Genomic DNA, 17,205 nt, shown 5'->3' with positions numbered 1-17,205 from the left:
GGAGAAAGAGAGGTGTCGGAGACGGGTCTATCAGAGTCTATGTCGGCGGTTCAGCGAAAAGCGTGCCGATGCCAAGGGGGGTGACACCATCGGGGCCACGCGACAGGAATAGCGCGCTCAGCCCCATCCGGCGGGCCAGGGCCGCCCCCTTCTCAGTGCCCAGCACCATCAGCGCGGTGGCCCAGGCGTCGGCCTCGGCGCAGCGGGGCGCGACAACGGTGACCGAGGCCGGAGATGCCTGCAGCGGCGCGCCTATGTGCGGGTCCATGGTATGCGACAGCCGTTTCCCGCCAACCTCGACCCAATGGCGATAATCGCCCGAGGTGGCGACGGCGGCCTCTTCCAGCGCCAGCATCGACTGCGGGCTGCGGCGGTCATGGTCGGGCGCCTCGACCGCGACGGTCCAGGGCTGGCCGTCGGGGCGCAGCCCCAGCGCGCGCATCTCGCCGTCGATGCCGACCAGCCCGGCGGGTACGCCCTGCTGGCGCAGCACCTCGGCCAGTTGATCGACGCCGAACCCCTTGGCGATGCCGTTCAGGTCGATCTGCAGCGGTGCCTCCTTGCGGATGCGCCCGCCGGCGGGGTCGAGCGTGAGGATCTCATGCGCCGGGCGCCGGTCCGCCTGCAAGGCAGCGCGGATGCGCGCGGGGTCGGCCGCTTCGGGGCCGAAGCCCCAGGCGGTGACCGCATCGCCCAAGCCCAGATCGAAGGCCCCGCCCGAGGCGGCGCCGACCGTCAGCCCCAGTTGCAGCACCTGCATCAGTTCGGGCGGCACCGCGACCCATTCGGCCACCGGCGCCGCGTTCAGGCGCAGCAGATCGCTGTCGGGCTTCCACAGCGACATCTGGGTATCGACCCGGTCGACCGCGGCCTGCAGCGCCGCGCGCACCGGCGCGGCATCGAAGGGCTCGGGCGCAAAGACCAGCGCCGACCAGCGGGTGCCCATGGTGGGGCCGTTCAGCGCCTGGCGGGTCTCAGTAGACGTCTTCGACATAGCGCCCCTCTGCCTTCAGATCGGTCGGTGTGGTGCCAAATGGCGCCAGAACCTCGGCCAAGGCGGTGGTGACGCCGCTGGCCATCTCGCGTCCGCCGCAGACCAGCACCCGGGCGCCGTCGCGGATCAGCCGGGCCAGCTCGGGCCCCTCGCGGCGCACCAGGTCCTGCACATAGGCGGGGGCTGTTCCGCGCGACACCGCCGGCAGCAGCCGGGTCAGCCGACCGTCCTGCTGCCAGGTGGCGAATTCTTCGCGATAGAGGAAATCGCTGTCCGGGTGCCGCAGGCCGAAGATCAGACATGCGGGCCGGTGCCGGGTATTGCCGCGCAGGAAACCCGCCAGCGGCGCCACCCCGGTGCCGGCGCCGATCAGGATCAGCGGCGCCTTGCCCGGGCCGGGTCGGAAATCCGGATTGCGGCGGATGAAGGCCCGCACGCTGTCGCCCGGTTGCAGCGCCATCAGCTGTGCCGAGCAGAGCCCGCCGGGGTGTTTCTTGACCGCGATCTCGACAAAGCCGTCGCGGCAGCCGGAGGCCAGCGAATAGAAGCGCGCCACCTCGGAACCCTCGGGCAGCACGCCCAGCAGGTCGCCCGGGGCGAAGCGGCCGAAGCCGCGCCCGCTCAGCCGACACCAGAGCGATCGGGGCGGCAGGGCAAAGCGCAGGATGGCGGTGGGCGCCTGCACCTCGGCGCCATAGTCGCGGCGCGAGATCAGGCTGAGCGGCAGGCTCGCCGGGATCACCGGCACATGCGCCAGCTCCAGCTCCAGCCCCAGCGCGGTGCCAAGGGCGCGGCCCCAGCGGGCGAAATCCTGCGATGACTGGCGGTCTACGGTGTCATAGGGGATCAGTTCCTGCCAGCCGCGGGCGCGGGCCGTTTCAGCCAGCTGCCCGGCGAAACCGCAGAAGGCGGGAAAGCTGCGATCGCCGAAGCCGAGGACGGCCAGCGCCACGCCGGGACGCGCCGGCAGTCGTTTCAGCCGGTCGAGGAACCCTTTGGCGGATGCCGGGGCGGCGCCCTCGCCATAGGTGGCGGCAAGGATCAGCAGCCGTTGCGCCCGGGCATAGCGATCCGGCAGGAAAGAGGACATCGGCGCCACATGGATGCTGTGACCCTGAGCGCTCAGCGCCGCTTGCAGCGTGGCGGCAAAGCCCCAGGTGGTGCCGCTTTCCGATCCGACCAGAATCACCGTGTCGGCCCGCCCCGGCGCCACGTTGTGGCGTATCCGTGGCCGTCCGCGCCGGCCCGCAAGCCAGAGGATCACCCCGGTCACTGCCATCGTCGGCACGCCGAGCGCCATCAGCCCCAGGAGCAGCCCCAGCCCCGCGGCCCCCTGACCGGTGTGCAGCATGTAGATCGTCTCATAGGCCCGTTGCCAGCCGCTCAAGTCGGCCCAGGCCAGCGTGGCGCCGGTGCCCTGGTCGATGTATCCGCTGCCCTGGGCGGTGGTCAGGCTAAAGACGTCGGTGGTATCGCCCGCATAGGGAAAGGATAGATCGCGCAGCTCGGACACCGGCGTCTCGGCCAGCAGGGGCATGTCGCGCAGGGGCGCGTCGATCTGGCCACTCACCTCCGTCGGAAAAGCGGGGGTGCTGTCGCCCTCGGGCAGCAGTCCGAAGGTCGAGGCGGTCATCCACAGCGCAGTGAGCGAGGAGAGCAGCAGCGCCGGCAGGGCGATACGGGCGATCTCCACATGCAGCCGCCCGGCCAGCGGGCCGCGCAGGTGGGCGAACCAGCGCCGCCAGCCCCCTGTCCGCCGCACCACCAGCAGCGCGCCCGAGAGGCAGAGAACCAGCATCATCGCCGCCCCCGCCGCCATGGTCAGCCGGCCGCCATCGCCCAGAAACAGCGATCGGTGCAGGTTGGTCAGCCAGCGCAGGGTCTGATTGGGGTCCGCCGATCCCGCCGCCTGGCCGGTGGCCGGGTCGATCACCGCGGCGCCGGGTTGGCCATTGTCGAACCAATAGGCGGTGATCTGCCCCGAAGGCGCCCGCCGGATTTGTTCCACGCCGGGATAAGCGGCCTGAATCCGGCTGGCCAGATCGGCGACGCTCTGGCCGCTCACCGCTTGCGGCGCGGCCAGACGCTCCGCCGCCGGAAAGACGGAGAGCGTCGCGCCACTCAGCGCCAGCAGCGACAGCAACAGCGCGGCCAGCAGGCCGGGCCAGCGGTGAACGAAGCGGAGCATCGCGGGCCTCCGTCAGTATTTATAGGTGAAATCGGCGATATAGCGGCGGCCCTTGACGGCGCTGCCGGCGCCTTGGGCGGTCAGCGGCACGGCAATTTCATTGGGGCTGTCGCGCATGTCCTCGACCGCGGCGTCGATATGCAGGGTATAGCCCGCGTCGAATAGCGCATCCGCCAGATCGAGCGTGATCTCAAGCTGCCGCCCGGCGCCGACGCTGGCGCCGGTGATGCCGTTGATCTCGGCGGTATCGCCGCCGGTGGCGCGATACCAGTCGGTGAGGTGCTTGTAATACTTCGACTTGCCGCCAGCCATCCACAGGCTGCCGACATAGGCGCCCGAGGCGTCGGTGACGTAATAGGCCAGATAGGCGCCGTCACCGCCGTAATTCGTCATGGCGGTGGTGAAGGTCACCGGCCGGGCCAGCGCGATCGCCGGAGCGGTCAGCGCGGTGGTCAGGGCGAGGGTGGTCAGAAGGGGTTTCATGCTGTCTGCCTTTCAAAGGTGGATGGCGGGTCGCCGCGACTATGTCAGTCTGACCTGACGGCTCGCTGATATCGTCGCAGCGTTTTGTGGGTCTGTCAGGCCACTGATTGTCAATTGACCTGGACCTGCGGCGCTGCGCCGCTGCCGAACAGCCCGTTTTTCGGCGGCGCGCTGGTCCCGGCGGGGGCCGGGTTCATGCCGCCACGGGCGCCGTCATCGTCGTCGTCATCATCGTCACGATCCTTGCGGGAATGGCCATGCTCTTTCTCGCCATCGTCGTCATCGTCGTCATCGCTGACGAACCAGTGGCGCATCCCATCGCCGTCTTCCCCGAAGAGAGCGGCGAAAACCCCCTTCTCTTCGTCGGGGCGGCGGGTGTCGCTCAGGGCCGGCAAGGCGATCACGGCGGTCAGCGCCGTCGAGGCAGCGAGCAGGGCGATGGTCTTTTTCATGTCGGGTCTCCTTGTCATCCGATGACCCAGATTTGCACCCGCAGTCTGAGGCTTTCCTGACGGCGGCGCATTTTCTGCGTCAGCCTGGCGTCAGGAACGGAAGGGTCAGTTTCCCTTGCCGTGGTCACGATCGCGATCGTGATGTCGGTGTTCATCATCCTCGTATTCGATCTCCAGCACATCGAGCGTGGCCGGATCCAGCTTGACCTCGATCCGGCGACCGTCTGCATCTTGACCCTTGATCTCGTAACAGCCGTCATCGATCTTGATGCGGCGAACGGCCCAGCCCTTGCTCTCGGCCAGTTGTGCCACTGCCGCCCGGGGCTGCCAGTCTGCCATGGGGACATAGCAGTCGTCCCCGGCCCGCGCGGCTCCGGTCAGGGCGGTCACGGCGGCAAAGGAAATGATGACCAGCGATTTCTTCATGTGGCATGCTCCGTCCAGCGGCAATGTTCGCATGATATATGGCAGCCCAAGCTGACGATATCCTGAAGACCCCCTGTTGCGGCGGTCAGCTTGCTGTCAGATTGATCGCCTAGGGGCATGGGAAACAGGAAAGGCCCGGGGACGCATGCGCATTCTGTTGATCGAGGATGATACCGTTCTGGGCGCCGCCGTGCGCGATCAGATCGCCGGCGACGGCCAGTCTGTCGATTGGGTGACCCGGCTCGACGCCGCGACCGAGGCGCTTTCTGGCACAGGCTATGATCTGATGCTGCTCGACCTCATGCTGCCGGACGGGCGCGGCATTCCCTTTCTCAGGGTGCTGCGAGCCCGGGGGGACGTGACGCCGGTGATCATTCTCACCGCGCTCGACCAGATCAGCGACCGGATCGAGGGGCTGAATGCCGGCGCCGACGACTATATGGTCAAGCCTTTCGATCTGGCAGAGCTGTCGGCGCGCATCGGATCGGTGGCGCGGCGCTATGCCGGCAATCCCAATCCGATCATCACCCATGGCGGGCTCGAGGTCGATCTGGCCGCGCGCTCGGTCCTGCGCGAGGGGCGACCGGTGACACTGACCGCGCGGGAATGGGCGCTGTTCGAGGCCTTTCTGCAGCGTCCGGGGCAATTGCTGTCGAAAGCCCAGCTTGAAGACAAGCTTTATGCCTTCGGTTCCGAGGTCGAGAGCAATACCATCGAGGTGCATGTCAGCCGGCTGCGCAAGAAGCTGGGCGCCGGGGTGATCGAGACCGAGCGCGGCCTGGGCTATCGGCTGGGGGCGGGATGACAGGGCCGCGCAGTCTTCAGGCCCGGCTGGCCATCGGCATCGGGCTGGTGCTGACGATCCTGTGGCTGGCCGCCGCCTCGGTGACCGCGCTGGTGCTGCGTCGCGAGATGGACGTGGTCTTTGACGCCAGCCTGCAGGAGACCGCGCAGCGCCTGCTGCCCCTGGCCGCGACCGAGATCGTCGCGCGCGAGGACGAAGGCGTGACCCAGCGGCTTGGCGCGATCCGGGCGCATGACGAATTCTTCACCTATCTGGTGCGCGACGGGCAGGGCCGTATCCTGCTGCAATCGCACAGCGCTGATCCGGCGGTGTTCCCGGCCTATGATGGCCCCGGCTTCCGGCAGAGCGCCACACACCGGTTTTATAACGACGATGCGCTGCGGGGCAGTATCCGCATCACCGTGGCTGAGCCGCTGGAGCATCGGGCAGATGTGGCCCGGGAGCTGCAGATGGGGCTGGGATTGCCGCTGTTGATCGCGCTTCCCGTGGCGCTGATCGCGGTGACGCTGAGCGTGCGGGCCAGCCTCGGCCCGCTGCGGCGGTTCCGCGCTGCGTTGGCCGCGCGTGGCGCACGCGATCTGTCGCAGGTGCCGGCCCCGGATCTGCCTGCCGAGATCGCACCGGTGGCCGATACGATGAATGATCTGTTGGTGCGTCTCAGGGCCGCCTTCGATGCCGAGCGCAGCTTTGCCGCGAATGCCGCGCATGAGCTCAGGACGCCGCTGGCCGGGGCCATCGCCCAGGCGCAGCGCCTGAAGGCGGAGACCGCCGACCCCGAAGCGCGGCGCCGCGCCGATGACATCGAGGTGACGCTGAAGCGTCTGACCCGCGTATCGGAACGGTTGATGCAGATGGCCCGGGCAGAAGGCGGGCGGCTGCGCGGCGATCACCCATTGGATCTGAGGCCGGTGCTGCAGATGATCGTGCAGGATCTGGGCCGGCAAGCGCCGGACAGCAGGCTTGAATTGACCCTGCCGAAATGGCCGGTGCTGTCCGATCTCGATCCAGACGCTTTCGGGATTGTTCTGCGAAATCTGACTGACAACGCGCTGCGCCATGGGCGCCCCGGTGCTCCGATCCGTATCGGTCTGAGCTCTGACGGGCGGCTAAGCGTCGCCAATGAGGCGCCGGTGCTGCCGCGTGACGTTCTGGATCGGCTGGCGCGGCGGTTCGAACGCGGCACGACGCAGGGTGGCGGCAGCGGTCTGGGTCTTGCCATCGTGGCGACCATCGCCGAGCGCACCGGAGGGGCGCTTCGCCTGGTGTCGCCACTGCCGGGGGCCAAGGACGGATTTTTTGCCGAGGTGCAGTTGCCGGTTGCTGTGAAAGAAAAAACTGTCTTGGGGCCGACAAAATTTTCTGAGGCCGACGTATAATATGAAGCTGCGGTATCCGCGCGGTCTTCTCGTGTGAAGCAATCGCCACACGAGCCCATGGGGCAAACGAGAAAGATGAGATTATGACACGAACGAATTTGCAGATTTTCTGGGGCTTTTGGGCCGCGATCGCCTTGCTGTGGCTGGCGGTCAGCCCGGAAATCCTGACTGCCTCGGGCATTTTTGCGCTGCGTGACTCGATCATGCAGTGGTCCGGCGTTGTTGCCATGGCGGCGATGAGCATTGCGATGATTTTGTCCCTGCGACCGCGCTGGGTCGAACGGCGGCTGGGCGGTCTGGACAAGATGTACCGCTTTCACAAATGGCTCGGGATCGGGGCGCTTGGCCTCGCGGTGTTTCACTGGCTCTGGTCGGAGGCGCCGAAATGGGCGGTGGGGGCCGGGCTGCTTGCGCGGCCGGAGCGCGGGCCTCGTCCAGAAATCACCGATCCCGTACAGGCGTTCTTTCGCTCGCTGCGCGGCACTGCCGAGGGGCTCGGCGAATGGGCCTTCTATGCCGTGGTGATTCTGCTGGTGATCGCCTTGGTCAAGCTGATCCCCTATCGGTTGTTCCGATATACGCACCGCGTGTTGCCCGTGGTTTATCTCGTGTTGGCTTTTCATTCGGTGGTGTTGATCGACTATGACAAATGGATGACCCCGCTGGGGGCAATCATGGCGGTGCTGATCCTGCTCGGCTGCTATGCCGCGCTGGTTTCGCTGTTCGGGGCGATCGGTCGCGGTCGGCGGGTGACGGGTGAGATCGTCGGCCTGCGGAACTATGCAGGCGTGCGGTCGCTGGAAAGTGAAATCCGTCTGCGGCCGGGTTGGGCCGGGCACCAGGCCGGGCAATTCGCCTTTGTCACCTCGAACCGGTTGGAGGGGGCGCATCCCTATACCATCGCCTCGGCCTGGACACCGGAAGATCCCACCGTGACTTTCGTGACCAAGGAACTGGGCGATCATACCACTGGCCTTGCCGAACGGCTGAAGGTCGGTCAGGAGGTGACCGTCGAGGGCCCATATGGGTGTTTCACCTTCGATGATGGGGCGCCGCGCCAGATCTGGATTGGTGCCGGTATCGGGATCACCCCGTTTCTGGCCCGGTTGAAGGAACTGGCCCAGGAGGCGCCGGGGACCGAGCGCCCGGAAATCGACCTGTTTCATTCGACGCGCGAGGTCGATGAGGCCGCGTTGGAGCGGATCGCTGCCGAGGCCCATGCTGCCAAGGTGCGTCTGCATTTGCTGATTGATGCGCGTGATGGCCGTCTTGGCGGTGAACGTATCCGCGAGGCGGTGCCGGGCTGGCGCGAGGCCAGCCTGTGGTTCTGCGGGCCAAGCGGTTTCGGCAAGAGCCTGCGCGAGGATTTCGCGCAGCAGGGGCTGAACGTCGATCGCAATTTCCATCAGGAATTGTTCGAGATGCGCTGACTGCCCGCTATCGCTGTCGGTTCGCTCTAGGGGACCACGGCCCGTGATGGTGCGGGCCGTGGTCTTTTGGAACTTGTGGAGGTTGCCGGCGCCGGGGCGGTTCCGGCGTTATCCGGCCGACAGGGCGATGGCCTGGGCCCAGCCGGTGATCCACAGCCCAAGCCCGAAGGACAGATGTGCAGTCATGCTGTTGCGCCGCGCCACCCAGGGACGTGGGGTCGCGCGGGCGGCGATGCCAGCGCCAAGGCAGGGGTGTAGCAGGAAAAACGGTGCGCCCACCGTCGCCAGCCCGAAAAGCAGCGCCGACGGCAGGCTGGGGCCGGCCCCGGGCGACAGCGGTGCGATCAGCAGAAAGGCCGCGGCGAAGATGATGCCGATCAGATAATGTGCTGCCCATCCCAAAGGGCGCTCTCCGGTGATCGGGGGGCTCTTGGTGATCGGGCGATGCACAAGCCGCCCCTTGGGCAAAGAGCCGAGCCAGCGCCCCACTAGGGCATAGTCCAGCGATGGTGTGTCAAAAAGCCGGCGGCGGGCCAGCGCCACGAGATCCATGATCAGCGTTGCCCCGGCGCCGAGGAACGTGGCCTCGAAAGCCAGCGGCAGGATTTCAATGTCGGTCAGCGGCATCTTGGTGGTTTCCCTTGCATATCAAACGATGCCCGGGGCCATGCCACTTGAAGCCGGCTTGAGGTCAAGCCCGTGTGGCTTGAATTCGCCAAGGCCGATGGTTTCGCGATGCTCCGGCGGGGCCTGTCTCTCTGCGGGCGTCTGTGCCGCATATGACCTCGTCGATTGTCCTTTTGCCGGCCAAGGCGGGGGCGCCTTCCATGAGGAAATCGCGCCCCTGCGGGATTGACGAGTGGTCGTTGTCACATGCGGCGCGATCGCCTCAAAGATTATTGCCTCGGACAGCTTCGGTGCGGTGCCTGCGTCGGCCCTGCCATGTCCTGTGCACAAAGGCGGCGATGAACATCGCGGTCAGGATCAGGATGATGGTGGGCCCTGGCGCGCTGTCGAGGAAGAAGCTGACATAGACCCCGCCCACCGTCGCGGTGGCACATAGCGCAACGGCGGTTGCCAGCATGGCGCCGAACCGGCGGGTGAGCAGAAAGGCCGTGGCCCCTGGGGTGATCAGCAACCCCACCGCCAAGATCAGCCCGGTGGCCGACAGCGTCGCCACGATGGTCAGCGACAGCGCCGCGAGCAGGCCATAATGCAGCAGTCCGACGGCAAGGCCAGAGGCTTTCGCCTGGGCCGGATCGAACGCGTGCAGCATCAGATCCTTCCAGCTCAGCAGCAGCGCCGTGGTCACCACAAGGGAGATCAGCCCGGCGGTTCTGAGATCCGTCGCTTCGACCCCGAGCATATTGCCGAAGAGGATATGATCGAGATGTACGTTGGTTTGGATCGCGACATAAAGGACGATGCCCAGCCCGAACATGCCTGAGAAGACCACTCCCATCACCGTGTCCTGTTTTACTCGGCTGTTGTCCGACAGATATCCCGTCGCCAGCGCCGTCACCATGCCGGCACCGAAGGCGCCGAGGATCAGCGGCAGTCCCAGAATATAGGCCAGAACGATCCCTGGCAGCACCGCATGGCTGACGGCGTCTCCCATCAGGGCCCAGCCCCGCAGCACCAGGAAACAGGACAGCAGCGCCGTGGGCACCGAGATGATCAGAGCGATCCAGAAGGCGTTTTGCATGAAGCCGAACTGAAACGGGGCCAGCAAGCTGTCCAGTATCATGCCTGGCCCTCCCGCAGCGCCTGCGCGGCCTTGCGCCGGGCCGCCAGGTGCCCGTGTTTCGGCGCCCAGACGAAGGCGATGAGAAAGATCAGTGTCTGCAGGATCACGATGATCCCGCCGGTCGCGCCATCCAGGAAATAGCTGGCATAGGCGCCGGTGAAACTGGTCATCGTACCGATGGCGACCGATGTCGCGATCAGTCGGGGAAAGCGGTCGCACAGCAGATAGGCGGTGGCGCCGGGGGTCACCACCATCGCGATGACGAGAAAGGCGCCGACGGTCTGCATCGCCGCAACGACGCAGGCCGAGAGCAGAACGAAGAACACCGCCTTCAGCGCCCCGGGTCTGAGCCCGACCGAGCGGGCGTGGTTCTCGTCGAAGAAGACGACCATCAGATCCTTCCACTTCAGCGCCAGAACCGCGAGAGAGACGACGCCGATGATCGCCAGTTGCAGGGTGTCCTCCGGAGCGATTGCCAAGATGTTGCCCATGGTGATGGTCTGGATCGACACCGCCATCGGATTGACCGAGGCCATGAACAGCCCAAGCCCGAAGAAGGAGGTGAAGATCACGCCGATGATCACATCCGCTTTCAGCCCGGAGCGATCCGACAGGAACAGCATTGCCGCCGCCGCCAGCCCGCCCGACAGGAATGCCCCCAGGGCGAAGGGCAGGCCCAGCAGATAGGCGCCGGCGACGCCCGGCACCACGGAATGCGATAGCGCGTCTCCGATCAGGGACCAGCCCTTCAGCATCAGATAGGCGGAGAGAAAGGCGCAGACCGCGCCGACAAGGGCCGACACCCACATGGCATTGGTCATGTAGCCATAGCTGAAAGGCTCCAGAAGCGGGCTCATTCGCTGTCCTCCGACAGGCGGATTTCGTTGCCGTATTGCACCAGGGGGCGTTCGTCATCGGTCAGGATCGACAGTCGGCGCGTGTCGTCGTCCTGATGCAGTTCCGCCCCGCCCAGAGAGAAATGGTGCAGAACACCGCCGAAGGCGGCTTCGAGAGCGGCGCGCGTAAAGGTGGTTTCGGTGGGGCCAAAACCCAGGACCGTGCCCTTCACCAAGATGGTGCGATCACAGAATTCCGGTACCGAGCCGAGGTTGTGGGTCGATACCAGCATCACCCGGCCCTCGTCGCGCAGCGCGCGCAACAGGGCGATGATCTGCTCTTCGGTTTTCACGTCGACCCCGGTGAAGGGTTCGTCAAGCAAGATGACCTGCCCGTCCTGTGCCAGGGCCCGGGCCAGAAAGACCCGTTTGCGCTGCCCGCCGGACAGTTCGCCGATCTGGCGGTGGCGATAGGCCGTCATGCCGACCCGTGCGAGCGCCGTCTCCACCGCGTCGCGATCTTGCCGCGATGGGCGGCGCAGCAGGCCCATATGGCCATAGCGGCCCATCATCACCACATCCTCGACCAGTACGGGAAACGACCAGTCGACTTCTTCGGACTGAGGCACATAGGCGATGAGATTTTGTTTCAGGGCCTGTTTCACCGTCATGCCGAGGAGGCGGATATCGCCCCGGGCAAGCGGGACAAACCCCATGATCGCCTTGAACAGGGTCGATTTCCCGGCCCCATTGACACCGACCAGGGCGGTCACCGTACCGCGCGGAATTTCGAAGCTCGCGTTATGCAGGGCTGTGTGTCCATTGCGATAGGTGACGGTCACATCACGGGCCATGATCCCGCTGCTGGTGGCGGAGGGCGCCGGTTCGGAGGGAGGCTGTTGCATCTGCTGTCTCTCCTCAATTTCCGGCCGCGGTGAGCCCGTCAACGACGGTCTGCGTGGTGACCTTGAGCAGGTCGAGATAAGAGGGCACAGGCCCGTCGGGCGTGCTGAGGCTGTCGACATAGAGCACGCCGCCATATTGCGCGCCGGTTTCTCGGGCGACCTGTCTGGCCGGGGCGGTGTTGACGGTGCTCTCGCAGAAGACCACGGGGATCTCATTCTCCTCGACCGTGTCGATCACCCGGCGCACCTGTTGCGGCGTGCCCATCTGATCGGCGTTCATCGGCCAGAGGTACAGTTCCCGGAGGCCTAGATCGCGGGCGAGATAGCTAAAGGCCCCTTCGCAGGTGACCAGCCAGCGCTGGGGCGCGGGCAGGGCGGCGATTTCGGCTTTCATCGGTTCCAGTATCGCGCGCAGCCTGTCCTTATAGGCGGCGGCGTTCTGCATGTAGGTGGCAGTGTTGCCGGGATCGCGGGCCGAGAGCGCGGTGGCGATATTGTCGACATAGACCATCGCGTTTTCAAGCCCCATCCAGGCATGCGGGTTGGGCAGCCCCTGATATGCGCCGGCGGCGATCGGGATCGGGTCTATGCCTTCGGTCAGGGTGACCGATGGGATGTTGCCCAGATTGCGGAGGAATTGTTCGAACCAAAGTTCGAGATTCATGCCGTTCCACAGGATCAGGTCCGCGTCCTGCGCCTGGAGCAGATCGCGGGGTGTCGGCTGATAGCCGTGGATCTCCGCCCCGGGCTTGGTGATCGAGACTACATCGGCGGCGTCGCCGGCCACCTGGCGCGCCATATCGGCCAGAACCGTGAAGGTCGTGACCACCTTGATCCGGGGGGCATCTGCCCGCGCGTAGCCCGCCATCAGCGCAGCGGTAACGGCGGCCGCGATCAGCAAGCTCAGGGATTTGGGCATGGAATGTCCTTTCATGGTCGTTGCGCTGAGGCTTAGATGCGAGTGATTCGCATATATGAGTAACCTTTCCTTCTGGTAATGCAAGTGCAATGCGTTTGCATCTTCGGGGCCGTCGCCGCGTGGTGACCTTTCCGGGGGGCTATGCTAGGGCTGCAGGACGGTGGCGCGGCCAGGCGGATCGCGGCCGGTTTGCAGATTTCGACGAAGAAAGGCCGCGTGGCATGACCAAGGCGCACCCGACATTGACTGAACGTTGCCGGCAGGAAGGGCTGCGTCTGACCGGACCGCGTCGGGTGATCCTTCAGGTGCTGGAGGCGTCGGACGATCACCCGGATGTCGAAGAGCTGCATCGTCGCGTCGAAGCGATCGAACCGGGCGTGAATATCGCCACGATCTACCGCACGGTGAACACCCTGGCCGAACACGGGTTGATCGAACGTCACAGCTTTGCCGATGGCCGGATGCGGTTCGAGATCGTGCCGGAAACGCATCACGACCATTTCATCAATGTCGAGACCGGCGAAGTGGTCGAATTCCGCTCGGACGAGATCGAGCGCATCCAGGAAGAGATCGCCCGGCAGTATGGCTTTGACATCGTCAGCCATACGCTGGACATCTACGTCAGGCCTAGAAAGGGTTGAGCCCGCGCGGGCGGGCTTGCCGGTTCAGTCGCTTCAGCGGGTGGTGGCAGGCGTCTTGAATGGCTTCATGCCTTCGCGCGCCAGTTCATCGGCACGCTCGTTCTCGGGGTGGCCGGCGTGCCCCTTGACCCAGGTCCAGGTCACCTTGTGTTGGTGCTGTGCTGCATCCAGCCGTTTCCACAGCTCGGCATTGGCGACGGGCTTCTTGGCGGCATTCTTCCAACCGTTCGTCTTCCAGCCGAAGATCCAGCCGGTAATGCCGTTCTTCACATAGTTGCTGTCGGTGACGATGGTGATTTCGGTCGGCCGGGTCAGGCTCTCCAGCGCGTTGATTGCCGCCAGAAGCTCCATCCGATTGTTGGTGGTCTGCGCCTCGCCGCCCTTCAGTTCGCGTTGCTTGACGATTTCGGAACCCTCCATCGCGCGCAGCAACACCCCCCAGCCGCCGGGCCCGGGGTTTCCGGAGCAGGCACCATCAGTATAGGCGAAAAGCTTAGCCATTGCAGATCACCGTGATCAGATCGGCCGGGCTGCCATCCAGCCCCTTGCCCTGTTCGCGTGTCTCGCTAGCGGGGGTAAAACCCGCGGTGCTTAGATGATCCATCAGCGCCTCATGCGTGTAGTAAGTGTAGTGCCGGCCGATCTGGTCGCGCGCCTCGCCTTCGCCCAGCTTCATGCCGATGGCGAATTGTCCGCCGGGTTTCAAGGCCTGGCGCAGGGCCGTCAGATGGCGGGGGAAATCCGAGCGCGGGGCGTGCAGCAGGCAGAAGCCGGCCCAGATGCCGTCATAGATGTCGGTGCCTTCGATCTGGTCGAAGGTGGCTTGCCTGGCTGTGACGCCGGGGGCGCGGGCGGCCAGCGCGATCATTTCCGCCGAGGCGTCGGTGGCGTCGACCCTGAGGCCGGCCTCGGCCATCCGCGCCGAAGAGGTGCCGGGACCGCAGCCCAGATCCAGCACGCGACCGCCCGGGGGGCAGGCGGCGATAAAGGCGGCAAGCTGGGGGTCGCGGCGGACATAGCGCTCGTTCCGGGCGGCATAATCAGCGGCGCGGCGGTCATAGACGGCGATGGTTTCGGGATCGCTCACAAATAGACCTCGACGGCGAGACTGCCGATGATGACAATGGCCATCGGCAACCGCAGTCGCAGCCACCAGGAGGGCACCAGCCGCCAATAGGCGAAGGCGAGATCCAGCAGGGTCAGGCCTGCGAAACCGAAGATCAGGTTCATCGAGTCAGAGACAGGCCCGCTCCCGTTGACCACATAGGCCCAAACCACCGGAACGATCGCCAGGATGAGGGCGGCAACCCCGAGGGCGCCACCGGCGCGACCGGCATTGCCCCAAAGCGCGCCGCAGAAGAAGCAGAGCATCGCCGAGCCGAAGAAGAGCTGCACATAGGGTGCCACGAAGCGCGGCCCCAGCCGGGCCGCTCCCCAGGCGGTGAGATCGGGGCTGAAATGGGTGGCGATGCCCCAGACGAAGGGAGCAAGAGCCAGAAGACCCAGCAAACGGGCGGTGGTGGGGACGCCGCGCAGCATCTCAGATCCGCTCCAGGGCCAGACGGCCGGCCAGGGCCGCGAAAAGTGCCGCAAAGGAGCGGTTGAGCCAGCGCATCACCCGCTCGGATCCCAGCACCAGGGCGCGGGCCTGTGCGGCGCAAATGCCGTAAAGTGCGAAGACCGCCAGCGTCATCGCCATGAAGATGCCGCCCAGCCCCGCCATCTCGGCCGTCGCGGTGGATGGATCGCCCGACAGGAACGGCGGCAGCAGTGCCAGGAAGAAGACCGACAGCTTCGGATTCAGGATGTTGATCAATGCGCCGCGCCGGGCGATGCGCCAGCCGGGTTCCCCGCTGCGTTGCGCCGCGACGCTGAGCGCGCCGCCCGATTTCAGCGATTGCCAGGCGAGATAGAGCAGATAGGCGACGCCGGCGAATTTCACCGCGTTGAACAGAAGGGCCGAGGCGTGCAGGATTGCCGCCAGCCCCAGCGTTGCCGCCAGAAGATGCGGCACGATGCCGAAGGTGCAGCCCAGAGCCGCCCAGAGCGCAGCGCGGCGCCCCTGCCCAAGGCCGAGCGCCAGAGTGTAGAGCACCCCGGTTCCCGGTGCGATCACCACGACGAAGGCGGTCAGAAGAAATTGCAACGACATCAGGCGGGCTCCCTCAACACACGCGGGACCTTGAATTCCACATTTTCTACCGCGGTCTCGACGGTTTCGATGGTCACGTCATAGCGGGCGCGGAAGGCGTCGATCACCTCGTTCACCAGCACTTCGGGGGCCGAGGCGCCGGCGGTGATGCCGACGCTGCTGATCCCGTCCAATGCGCGCCAGTCGATATTCTCGGCCCGCTGTACCAGTTGCGAATAACGGCAGCCGTTCTTGGCGCCGACCTCGACCAACCGGCGAGAGTTCGACGAATTCGGCGCGCCGACCACCAGGAGCGCATCGCACTTCTGCGCCATCGCCTTCACCGCCTCCTGACGGTTGGTGGTGGCATAGCAGATGTCTTCCTTATGCGGCCCGACGATGGCCGGGAATCGTGCGCGCAGGGCGGCGACGATTTCGGCGGTGTCGTCTATGCTGAGTGTGGTCTGGGTGACATAGGCGAGCTTTTCGGGATCGCGCACCTCGACATGGGCGACATCGGCCGGGGTTTCGACCAGCAAGACCTCGCCCTCGGGCAACTGGCCCATGGTGCCGATGGTCTCGGGGTGGCCGGCATGGCCGATCATGATCATCTGCAGCCCGTTGTCGGAATGCCGCTGCGCCTCGATATGCACCTTTGACACCAGCGGGCAGGTGGCATCGACATAGACCATCTGCCGCCGCGCCGCTGCGGCCGGCACCGCCTTGGGCACCCCATGGGCGGAAAAGATCACCGGGCGATCCTCTGGGCAGTCCTCAAGCTCCTCGACGAAGACGGCGCCCTTGGCGCGTAACCCGTCAACCACGAACTTGTTGTGCACGATCTCGTGCCGGACGTAGACCGGGGCGCCCCATTTCTCCAAGGCCATCTCGACGATCTTGATGGCACGGTCGACACCGGCGCAGAATCCGCGCGGGGCGGCCAGATAGAGGGTTAGGGGCGGTTTGGTCATGGCGCGGTCTCCTTGCGCCCTGAGAGGTAGAGCGTTGGGGCCAGATGGTCCAGAGCGGGCCATAGCGCTCCGGCCCGAAAAACGGATGTCTCGGGGGCGATGTCAGATGGCAGGGAGGGCGATGTCAGAGGCCTTTTGGCGATGGCTACAAAAGCGTCTGATCTGGATCGCGCCCTGTCGTGCATTGTTTGCGCCAAGGGGCGGCTATGGCTCGTTATGTGCAGGTTCTGGTCGGCGCGGAAGAGGGCGGGCTTTATTGCCCGCCGACGTGTGCGATGTTTCGGCTGTCGCTATTCATTTCGCGCGGAGGGCGCCCGATCACGTCCTTCAGCTCTTCCAGCTCGATGAAGTTATCGGCCTGACGGCGAAGTTCGTCCGAGATCATCGGCGGTTGGCTGCGGATGGTCGAAACAACCGAGACCCGTACGCCCTGGCGTTGCAAGCTGGCCACCAGCGGTCGGAAGTCCCCATCTCCCGAAAACAGCACGATGTGATCGACCCGCGGCGCCAGTTCCATCGCATCCACGGTCAGCTCGATATCCATGTTCCCCTTGACCTTCCGCCGGCCCATGCTGTCGGTATACTCCTTGGCCGGTTTGGTCACCATGGTGAAGCCGTTGTAATGCAGCCAATCCACCAGTGGGCGGATCGGAGAATACTCGTCGTTTTCAAGTAGGGCGGTGTAGTAAAATGCGCGCAACAGCTTGCCACGCCGCATGAATTCCTGGCGCAGAAGCTTGTAGTCGATGTCGAATCCCAAGGCCTTTGCGGCGGCATAAAGATTCGATCCATCGATGAACAGCGCGAGCCGTTCGTCTTTGTAAAACATCAAAATGTCCTTCCGGTGTGACCATTTCGCCGTGGTGTTCCGTGAGTGAGTGATTAAATCTGGCAAAATGAT

At 65.4% G+C, this 17,205-nt stretch carries 20 protein-coding genes; 4 read left to right on the top strand and 16 right to left on the bottom strand.

From position 1 onward, the window contains the following. Positions 1-37 precede the first annotated feature (37 nt). The 5 genes from G455_RS0104970 to G455_RS0104950 all read right to left on the bottom strand — a co-directional run bounded on the left by G455_RS0104970 (position 38) and on the right by G455_RS0104950 (position 4,543). The gene (locus tag G455_RS0104970) at positions 38-994 is read right to left on the bottom strand and encodes an FAD:protein FMN transferase (protein WP_028092675.1); all 957 of its coding nucleotides are present in this window, start codon (positions 992-994) and stop codon (positions 38-40) included. Then, complete coding sequence (locus G455_RS0104965; RefSeq protein ID WP_028092674.1) at positions 975-3,182, bottom strand: PepSY domain-containing protein; 2,208 nt, start codon at positions 3,180-3,182, stop codon at positions 975-977. Before G455_RS0104965 ends, G455_RS0104970 begins: the two co-directional genes overlap by 20 nt. 12 nt (positions 3,183-3,194) lie before the next feature. Continuing rightward, on the bottom strand, positions 3,195-3,665 hold the full coding sequence (locus tag G455_RS0104960; protein ID WP_028092673.1) for a DUF2271 domain-containing protein: 471 nt from the start codon (positions 3,663-3,665) through the stop codon (positions 3,195-3,197). Positions 3,666-3,775: 110 nt separating this feature from the next. Continuing rightward, on the bottom strand, positions 3,776-4,117 hold the full coding sequence (locus tag G455_RS0104955) for a hypothetical protein (protein ID WP_028092672.1): 342 nt from the start codon (positions 4,115-4,117) through the stop codon (positions 3,776-3,778). A 105-nt stretch (positions 4,118-4,222) separates the two neighbouring features. Continuing rightward, positions 4,223-4,543 (bottom strand): PepSY domain-containing protein, encoded by a 321-nt coding sequence (locus G455_RS0104950; RefSeq protein ID WP_028092671.1) that lies wholly within the window; start codon positions 4,541-4,543, stop codon positions 4,223-4,225. A 145-nt stretch (positions 4,544-4,688) separates the two neighbouring features. Here G455_RS0104950 and G455_RS0104945 point away from each other — a divergent pair, with 145 nt between their 5' ends. The 3 genes from G455_RS0104945 (at position 4,689) to G455_RS0104935 (ending at position 8,154) form a co-directional block, all read left to right on the top strand. Beyond that, positions 4,689-5,348, top strand: coding sequence for a response regulator (locus G455_RS0104945; RefSeq protein ID WP_028092670.1), 660 nt, complete (start codon positions 4,689-4,691; stop codon positions 5,346-5,348). Then, the gene (locus tag G455_RS23370; protein ID WP_051312176.1) at positions 5,345-6,724 is read left to right on the top strand and encodes a sensor histidine kinase; all 1,380 of its coding nucleotides are present in this window, start codon (positions 5,345-5,347) and stop codon (positions 6,722-6,724) included. The genes G455_RS0104945 and G455_RS23370 overlap by 4 nt, the downstream gene beginning before the upstream one ends. 83 nt (positions 6,725-6,807) lie before the next feature. Next, positions 6,808-8,154, top strand: a complete 1,347-nt coding sequence (locus G455_RS0104935) for a ferredoxin reductase family protein (protein ID WP_035366103.1) — start codon at positions 6,808-6,810, stop codon at positions 8,152-8,154. 108 nt (positions 8,155-8,262) lie between these two features. On the opposite strand, the gene G455_RS0104930 is transcribed toward G455_RS0104935, so the two are convergent. The 5 genes from G455_RS0104930 to G455_RS0104910 all read right to left on the bottom strand — a co-directional run bounded on the left by G455_RS0104930 (position 8,263) and on the right by G455_RS0104910 (position 12,561). Further along, positions 8,263-8,781: a DUF2938 domain-containing protein gene (locus tag G455_RS0104930; protein WP_051312174.1), complete on the bottom strand. Its 519-nt coding sequence runs from the start codon at positions 8,779-8,781 to the stop codon at positions 8,263-8,265. A 262-nt stretch (positions 8,782-9,043) separates the two neighbouring features. After that, positions 9,044-9,901, bottom strand: coding sequence for a metal ABC transporter permease (locus tag G455_RS0104925; protein ID WP_028092667.1), 858 nt, complete (start codon positions 9,899-9,901; stop codon positions 9,044-9,046). Next, complete coding sequence (locus G455_RS0104920; RefSeq protein WP_028092666.1) at positions 9,898-10,758, bottom strand: metal ABC transporter permease; 861 nt, start codon at positions 10,756-10,758, stop codon at positions 9,898-9,900. The genes G455_RS0104925 and G455_RS0104920 overlap by 4 nt, the downstream gene beginning before the upstream one ends. Then, the gene (locus G455_RS0104915) at positions 10,755-11,642 is read right to left on the bottom strand and encodes a manganese/iron ABC transporter ATP-binding protein (RefSeq protein ID WP_028092665.1); all 888 of its coding nucleotides are present in this window, start codon (positions 11,640-11,642) and stop codon (positions 10,755-10,757) included. Before G455_RS0104915 ends, G455_RS0104920 begins: the two co-directional genes overlap by 4 nt. A gap of 13 nt (positions 11,643-11,655) precedes the next feature. Then, on the bottom strand, positions 11,656-12,561 hold the full coding sequence (locus G455_RS0104910; protein WP_028092664.1) for a metal ABC transporter substrate-binding protein: 906 nt from the start codon (positions 12,559-12,561) through the stop codon (positions 11,656-11,658). Between the two features lie 221 nt (positions 12,562-12,782). Here G455_RS0104910 and G455_RS0104905 point away from each other — a divergent pair, with 221 nt between their 5' ends. Next, on the top strand, positions 12,783-13,202 hold the full coding sequence (locus tag G455_RS0104905) for a Fur family transcriptional regulator (protein ID WP_028092663.1): 420 nt from the start codon (positions 12,783-12,785) through the stop codon (positions 13,200-13,202). A gap of 33 nt (positions 13,203-13,235) precedes the next feature. On the opposite strand, the gene rnhA is transcribed toward G455_RS0104905, so the two are convergent. From rnhA to G455_RS0104875, 6 genes are all read right to left on the bottom strand, one after another. Beyond that, positions 13,236-13,703 carry a ribonuclease HI gene (rnhA, locus tag G455_RS0104900; RefSeq protein WP_028092662.1) on the bottom strand — a complete coding sequence of 156 codons (468 nt, stop codon included), beginning with the start codon at positions 13,701-13,703 and terminating at the stop codon, positions 13,236-13,238. Beyond that, the gene (locus tag G455_RS0104895) at positions 13,696-14,289 is read right to left on the bottom strand and encodes a class I SAM-dependent methyltransferase (protein WP_028092661.1); all 594 of its coding nucleotides are present in this window, start codon (positions 14,287-14,289) and stop codon (positions 13,696-13,698) included. Before G455_RS0104895 ends, rnhA begins: the two co-directional genes overlap by 8 nt. Next, positions 14,286-14,741, bottom strand: a complete 456-nt coding sequence (locus tag G455_RS0104890; RefSeq protein WP_028092660.1) for a DUF3429 domain-containing protein — start codon at positions 14,739-14,741, stop codon at positions 14,286-14,288. The genes G455_RS0104895 and G455_RS0104890 overlap by 4 nt, the downstream gene beginning before the upstream one ends. A 1-nt stretch (position 14,742) precedes the next feature. Continuing rightward, a complete protein-coding gene (locus G455_RS0104885) occupies positions 14,743-15,357 on the bottom strand; it encodes a LysE family translocator (protein WP_028092659.1) in 615 nt (204 codons plus the stop codon). Continuing rightward, on the bottom strand, positions 15,354-16,304 hold the full coding sequence (gene ispH / locus G455_RS0104880; RefSeq protein WP_028092658.1) for a 4-hydroxy-3-methylbut-2-enyl diphosphate reductase: 951 nt from the start codon (positions 16,302-16,304) through the stop codon (positions 15,354-15,356). The genes G455_RS0104885 and ispH overlap by 4 nt, the downstream gene beginning before the upstream one ends. Before the next feature lie 253 nt (positions 16,305-16,557). Beyond that, a complete protein-coding gene (locus G455_RS0104875; protein WP_028092657.1) occupies positions 16,558-17,133 on the bottom strand; it encodes a LabA-like NYN domain-containing protein in 576 nt (191 codons plus the stop codon). Between the last annotated feature and the right edge of the window lie 72 nt (positions 17,134-17,205).

The sequence above is a fragment of the Pseudodonghicola xiamenensis DSM 18339 genome, assembly GCF_000429365.1.
Taxonomy (GTDB): domain Bacteria; phylum Pseudomonadota; class Alphaproteobacteria; order Rhodobacterales; family Rhodobacteraceae; genus Pseudodonghicola; species Pseudodonghicola xiamenensis.
Note: the sequence above shows the minus strand (reverse complement) of the source record. Positions and strands in the feature narration are given on the sequence as shown.

Excerpts from the sequence above, each read along its gene's own strand:
- G455_RS0104970 (WP_028092675.1), bottom strand. The coding sequence starts at position 994 with ATGTCGAAGACGTCTACTGAGACCCGCCAGGCGCTGAACGGCCCCACC.
- G455_RS0104965 (WP_028092674.1), bottom strand. The coding sequence starts at position 3,182 with ATGCTCCGCTTCGTTCACCGCTGGCCCGGCCTGCTGGCCGCGCTGTTG.
- G455_RS0104960 (WP_028092673.1), bottom strand. The coding sequence starts at position 3,665 with ATGAAACCCCTTCTGACCACCCTCGCCCTGACCACCGCGCTGACCGCT.
- G455_RS0104955 (WP_028092672.1), bottom strand. The coding sequence starts at position 4,117 with ATGAAAAAGACCATCGCCCTGCTCGCTGCCTCGACGGCGCTGACCGCC.
- G455_RS0104950 (WP_028092671.1), bottom strand. The coding sequence starts at position 4,543 with ATGAAGAAATCGCTGGTCATCATTTCCTTTGCCGCCGTGACCGCCCTG.
- G455_RS0104945 (WP_028092670.1), top strand. The coding sequence starts at position 4,689 with ATGCGCATTCTGTTGATCGAGGATGATACCGTTCTGGGCGCCGCCGTG.
- G455_RS23370 (WP_051312176.1), top strand. The coding sequence starts at position 5,345 with ATGACAGGGCCGCGCAGTCTTCAGGCCCGGCTGGCCATCGGCATCGGG.
- G455_RS0104935 (WP_035366103.1), top strand. The coding sequence starts at position 6,808 with ATGACACGAACGAATTTGCAGATTTTCTGGGGCTTTTGGGCCGCGATC.
- G455_RS0104930 (WP_051312174.1), bottom strand. The coding sequence starts at position 8,781 with ATGCCGCTGACCGACATTGAAATCCTGCCGCTGGCTTTCGAGGCCACG.
- G455_RS0104925 (WP_028092667.1), bottom strand. The coding sequence starts at position 9,901 with ATGATACTGGACAGCTTGCTGGCCCCGTTTCAGTTCGGCTTCATGCAA.
- G455_RS0104920 (WP_028092666.1), bottom strand. The coding sequence starts at position 10,758 with ATGAGCCCGCTTCTGGAGCCTTTCAGCTATGGCTACATGACCAATGCC.
- G455_RS0104915 (WP_028092665.1), bottom strand. The coding sequence starts at position 11,642 with ATGCAACAGCCTCCCTCCGAACCGGCGCCCTCCGCCACCAGCAGCGGG.
- G455_RS0104910 (WP_028092664.1), bottom strand. The coding sequence starts at position 12,561 with ATGCCCAAATCCCTGAGCTTGCTGATCGCGGCCGCCGTTACCGCTGCG.
- G455_RS0104905 (WP_028092663.1), top strand. The coding sequence starts at position 12,783 with ATGACCAAGGCGCACCCGACATTGACTGAACGTTGCCGGCAGGAAGGG.
- rnhA (WP_028092662.1), bottom strand. The coding sequence starts at position 13,703 with ATGGCTAAGCTTTTCGCCTATACTGATGGTGCCTGCTCCGGAAACCCC.
- G455_RS0104890 (WP_028092660.1), bottom strand. The coding sequence starts at position 14,741 with ATGCTGCGCGGCGTCCCCACCACCGCCCGTTTGCTGGGTCTTCTGGCT.
- ispH (WP_028092658.1), bottom strand. The coding sequence starts at position 16,304 with ATGACCAAACCGCCCCTAACCCTCTATCTGGCCGCCCCGCGCGGATTC.
- G455_RS0104875 (WP_028092657.1), bottom strand. The coding sequence starts at position 17,133 with ATGTTTTACAAAGACGAACGGCTCGCGCTGTTCATCGATGGATCGAAT.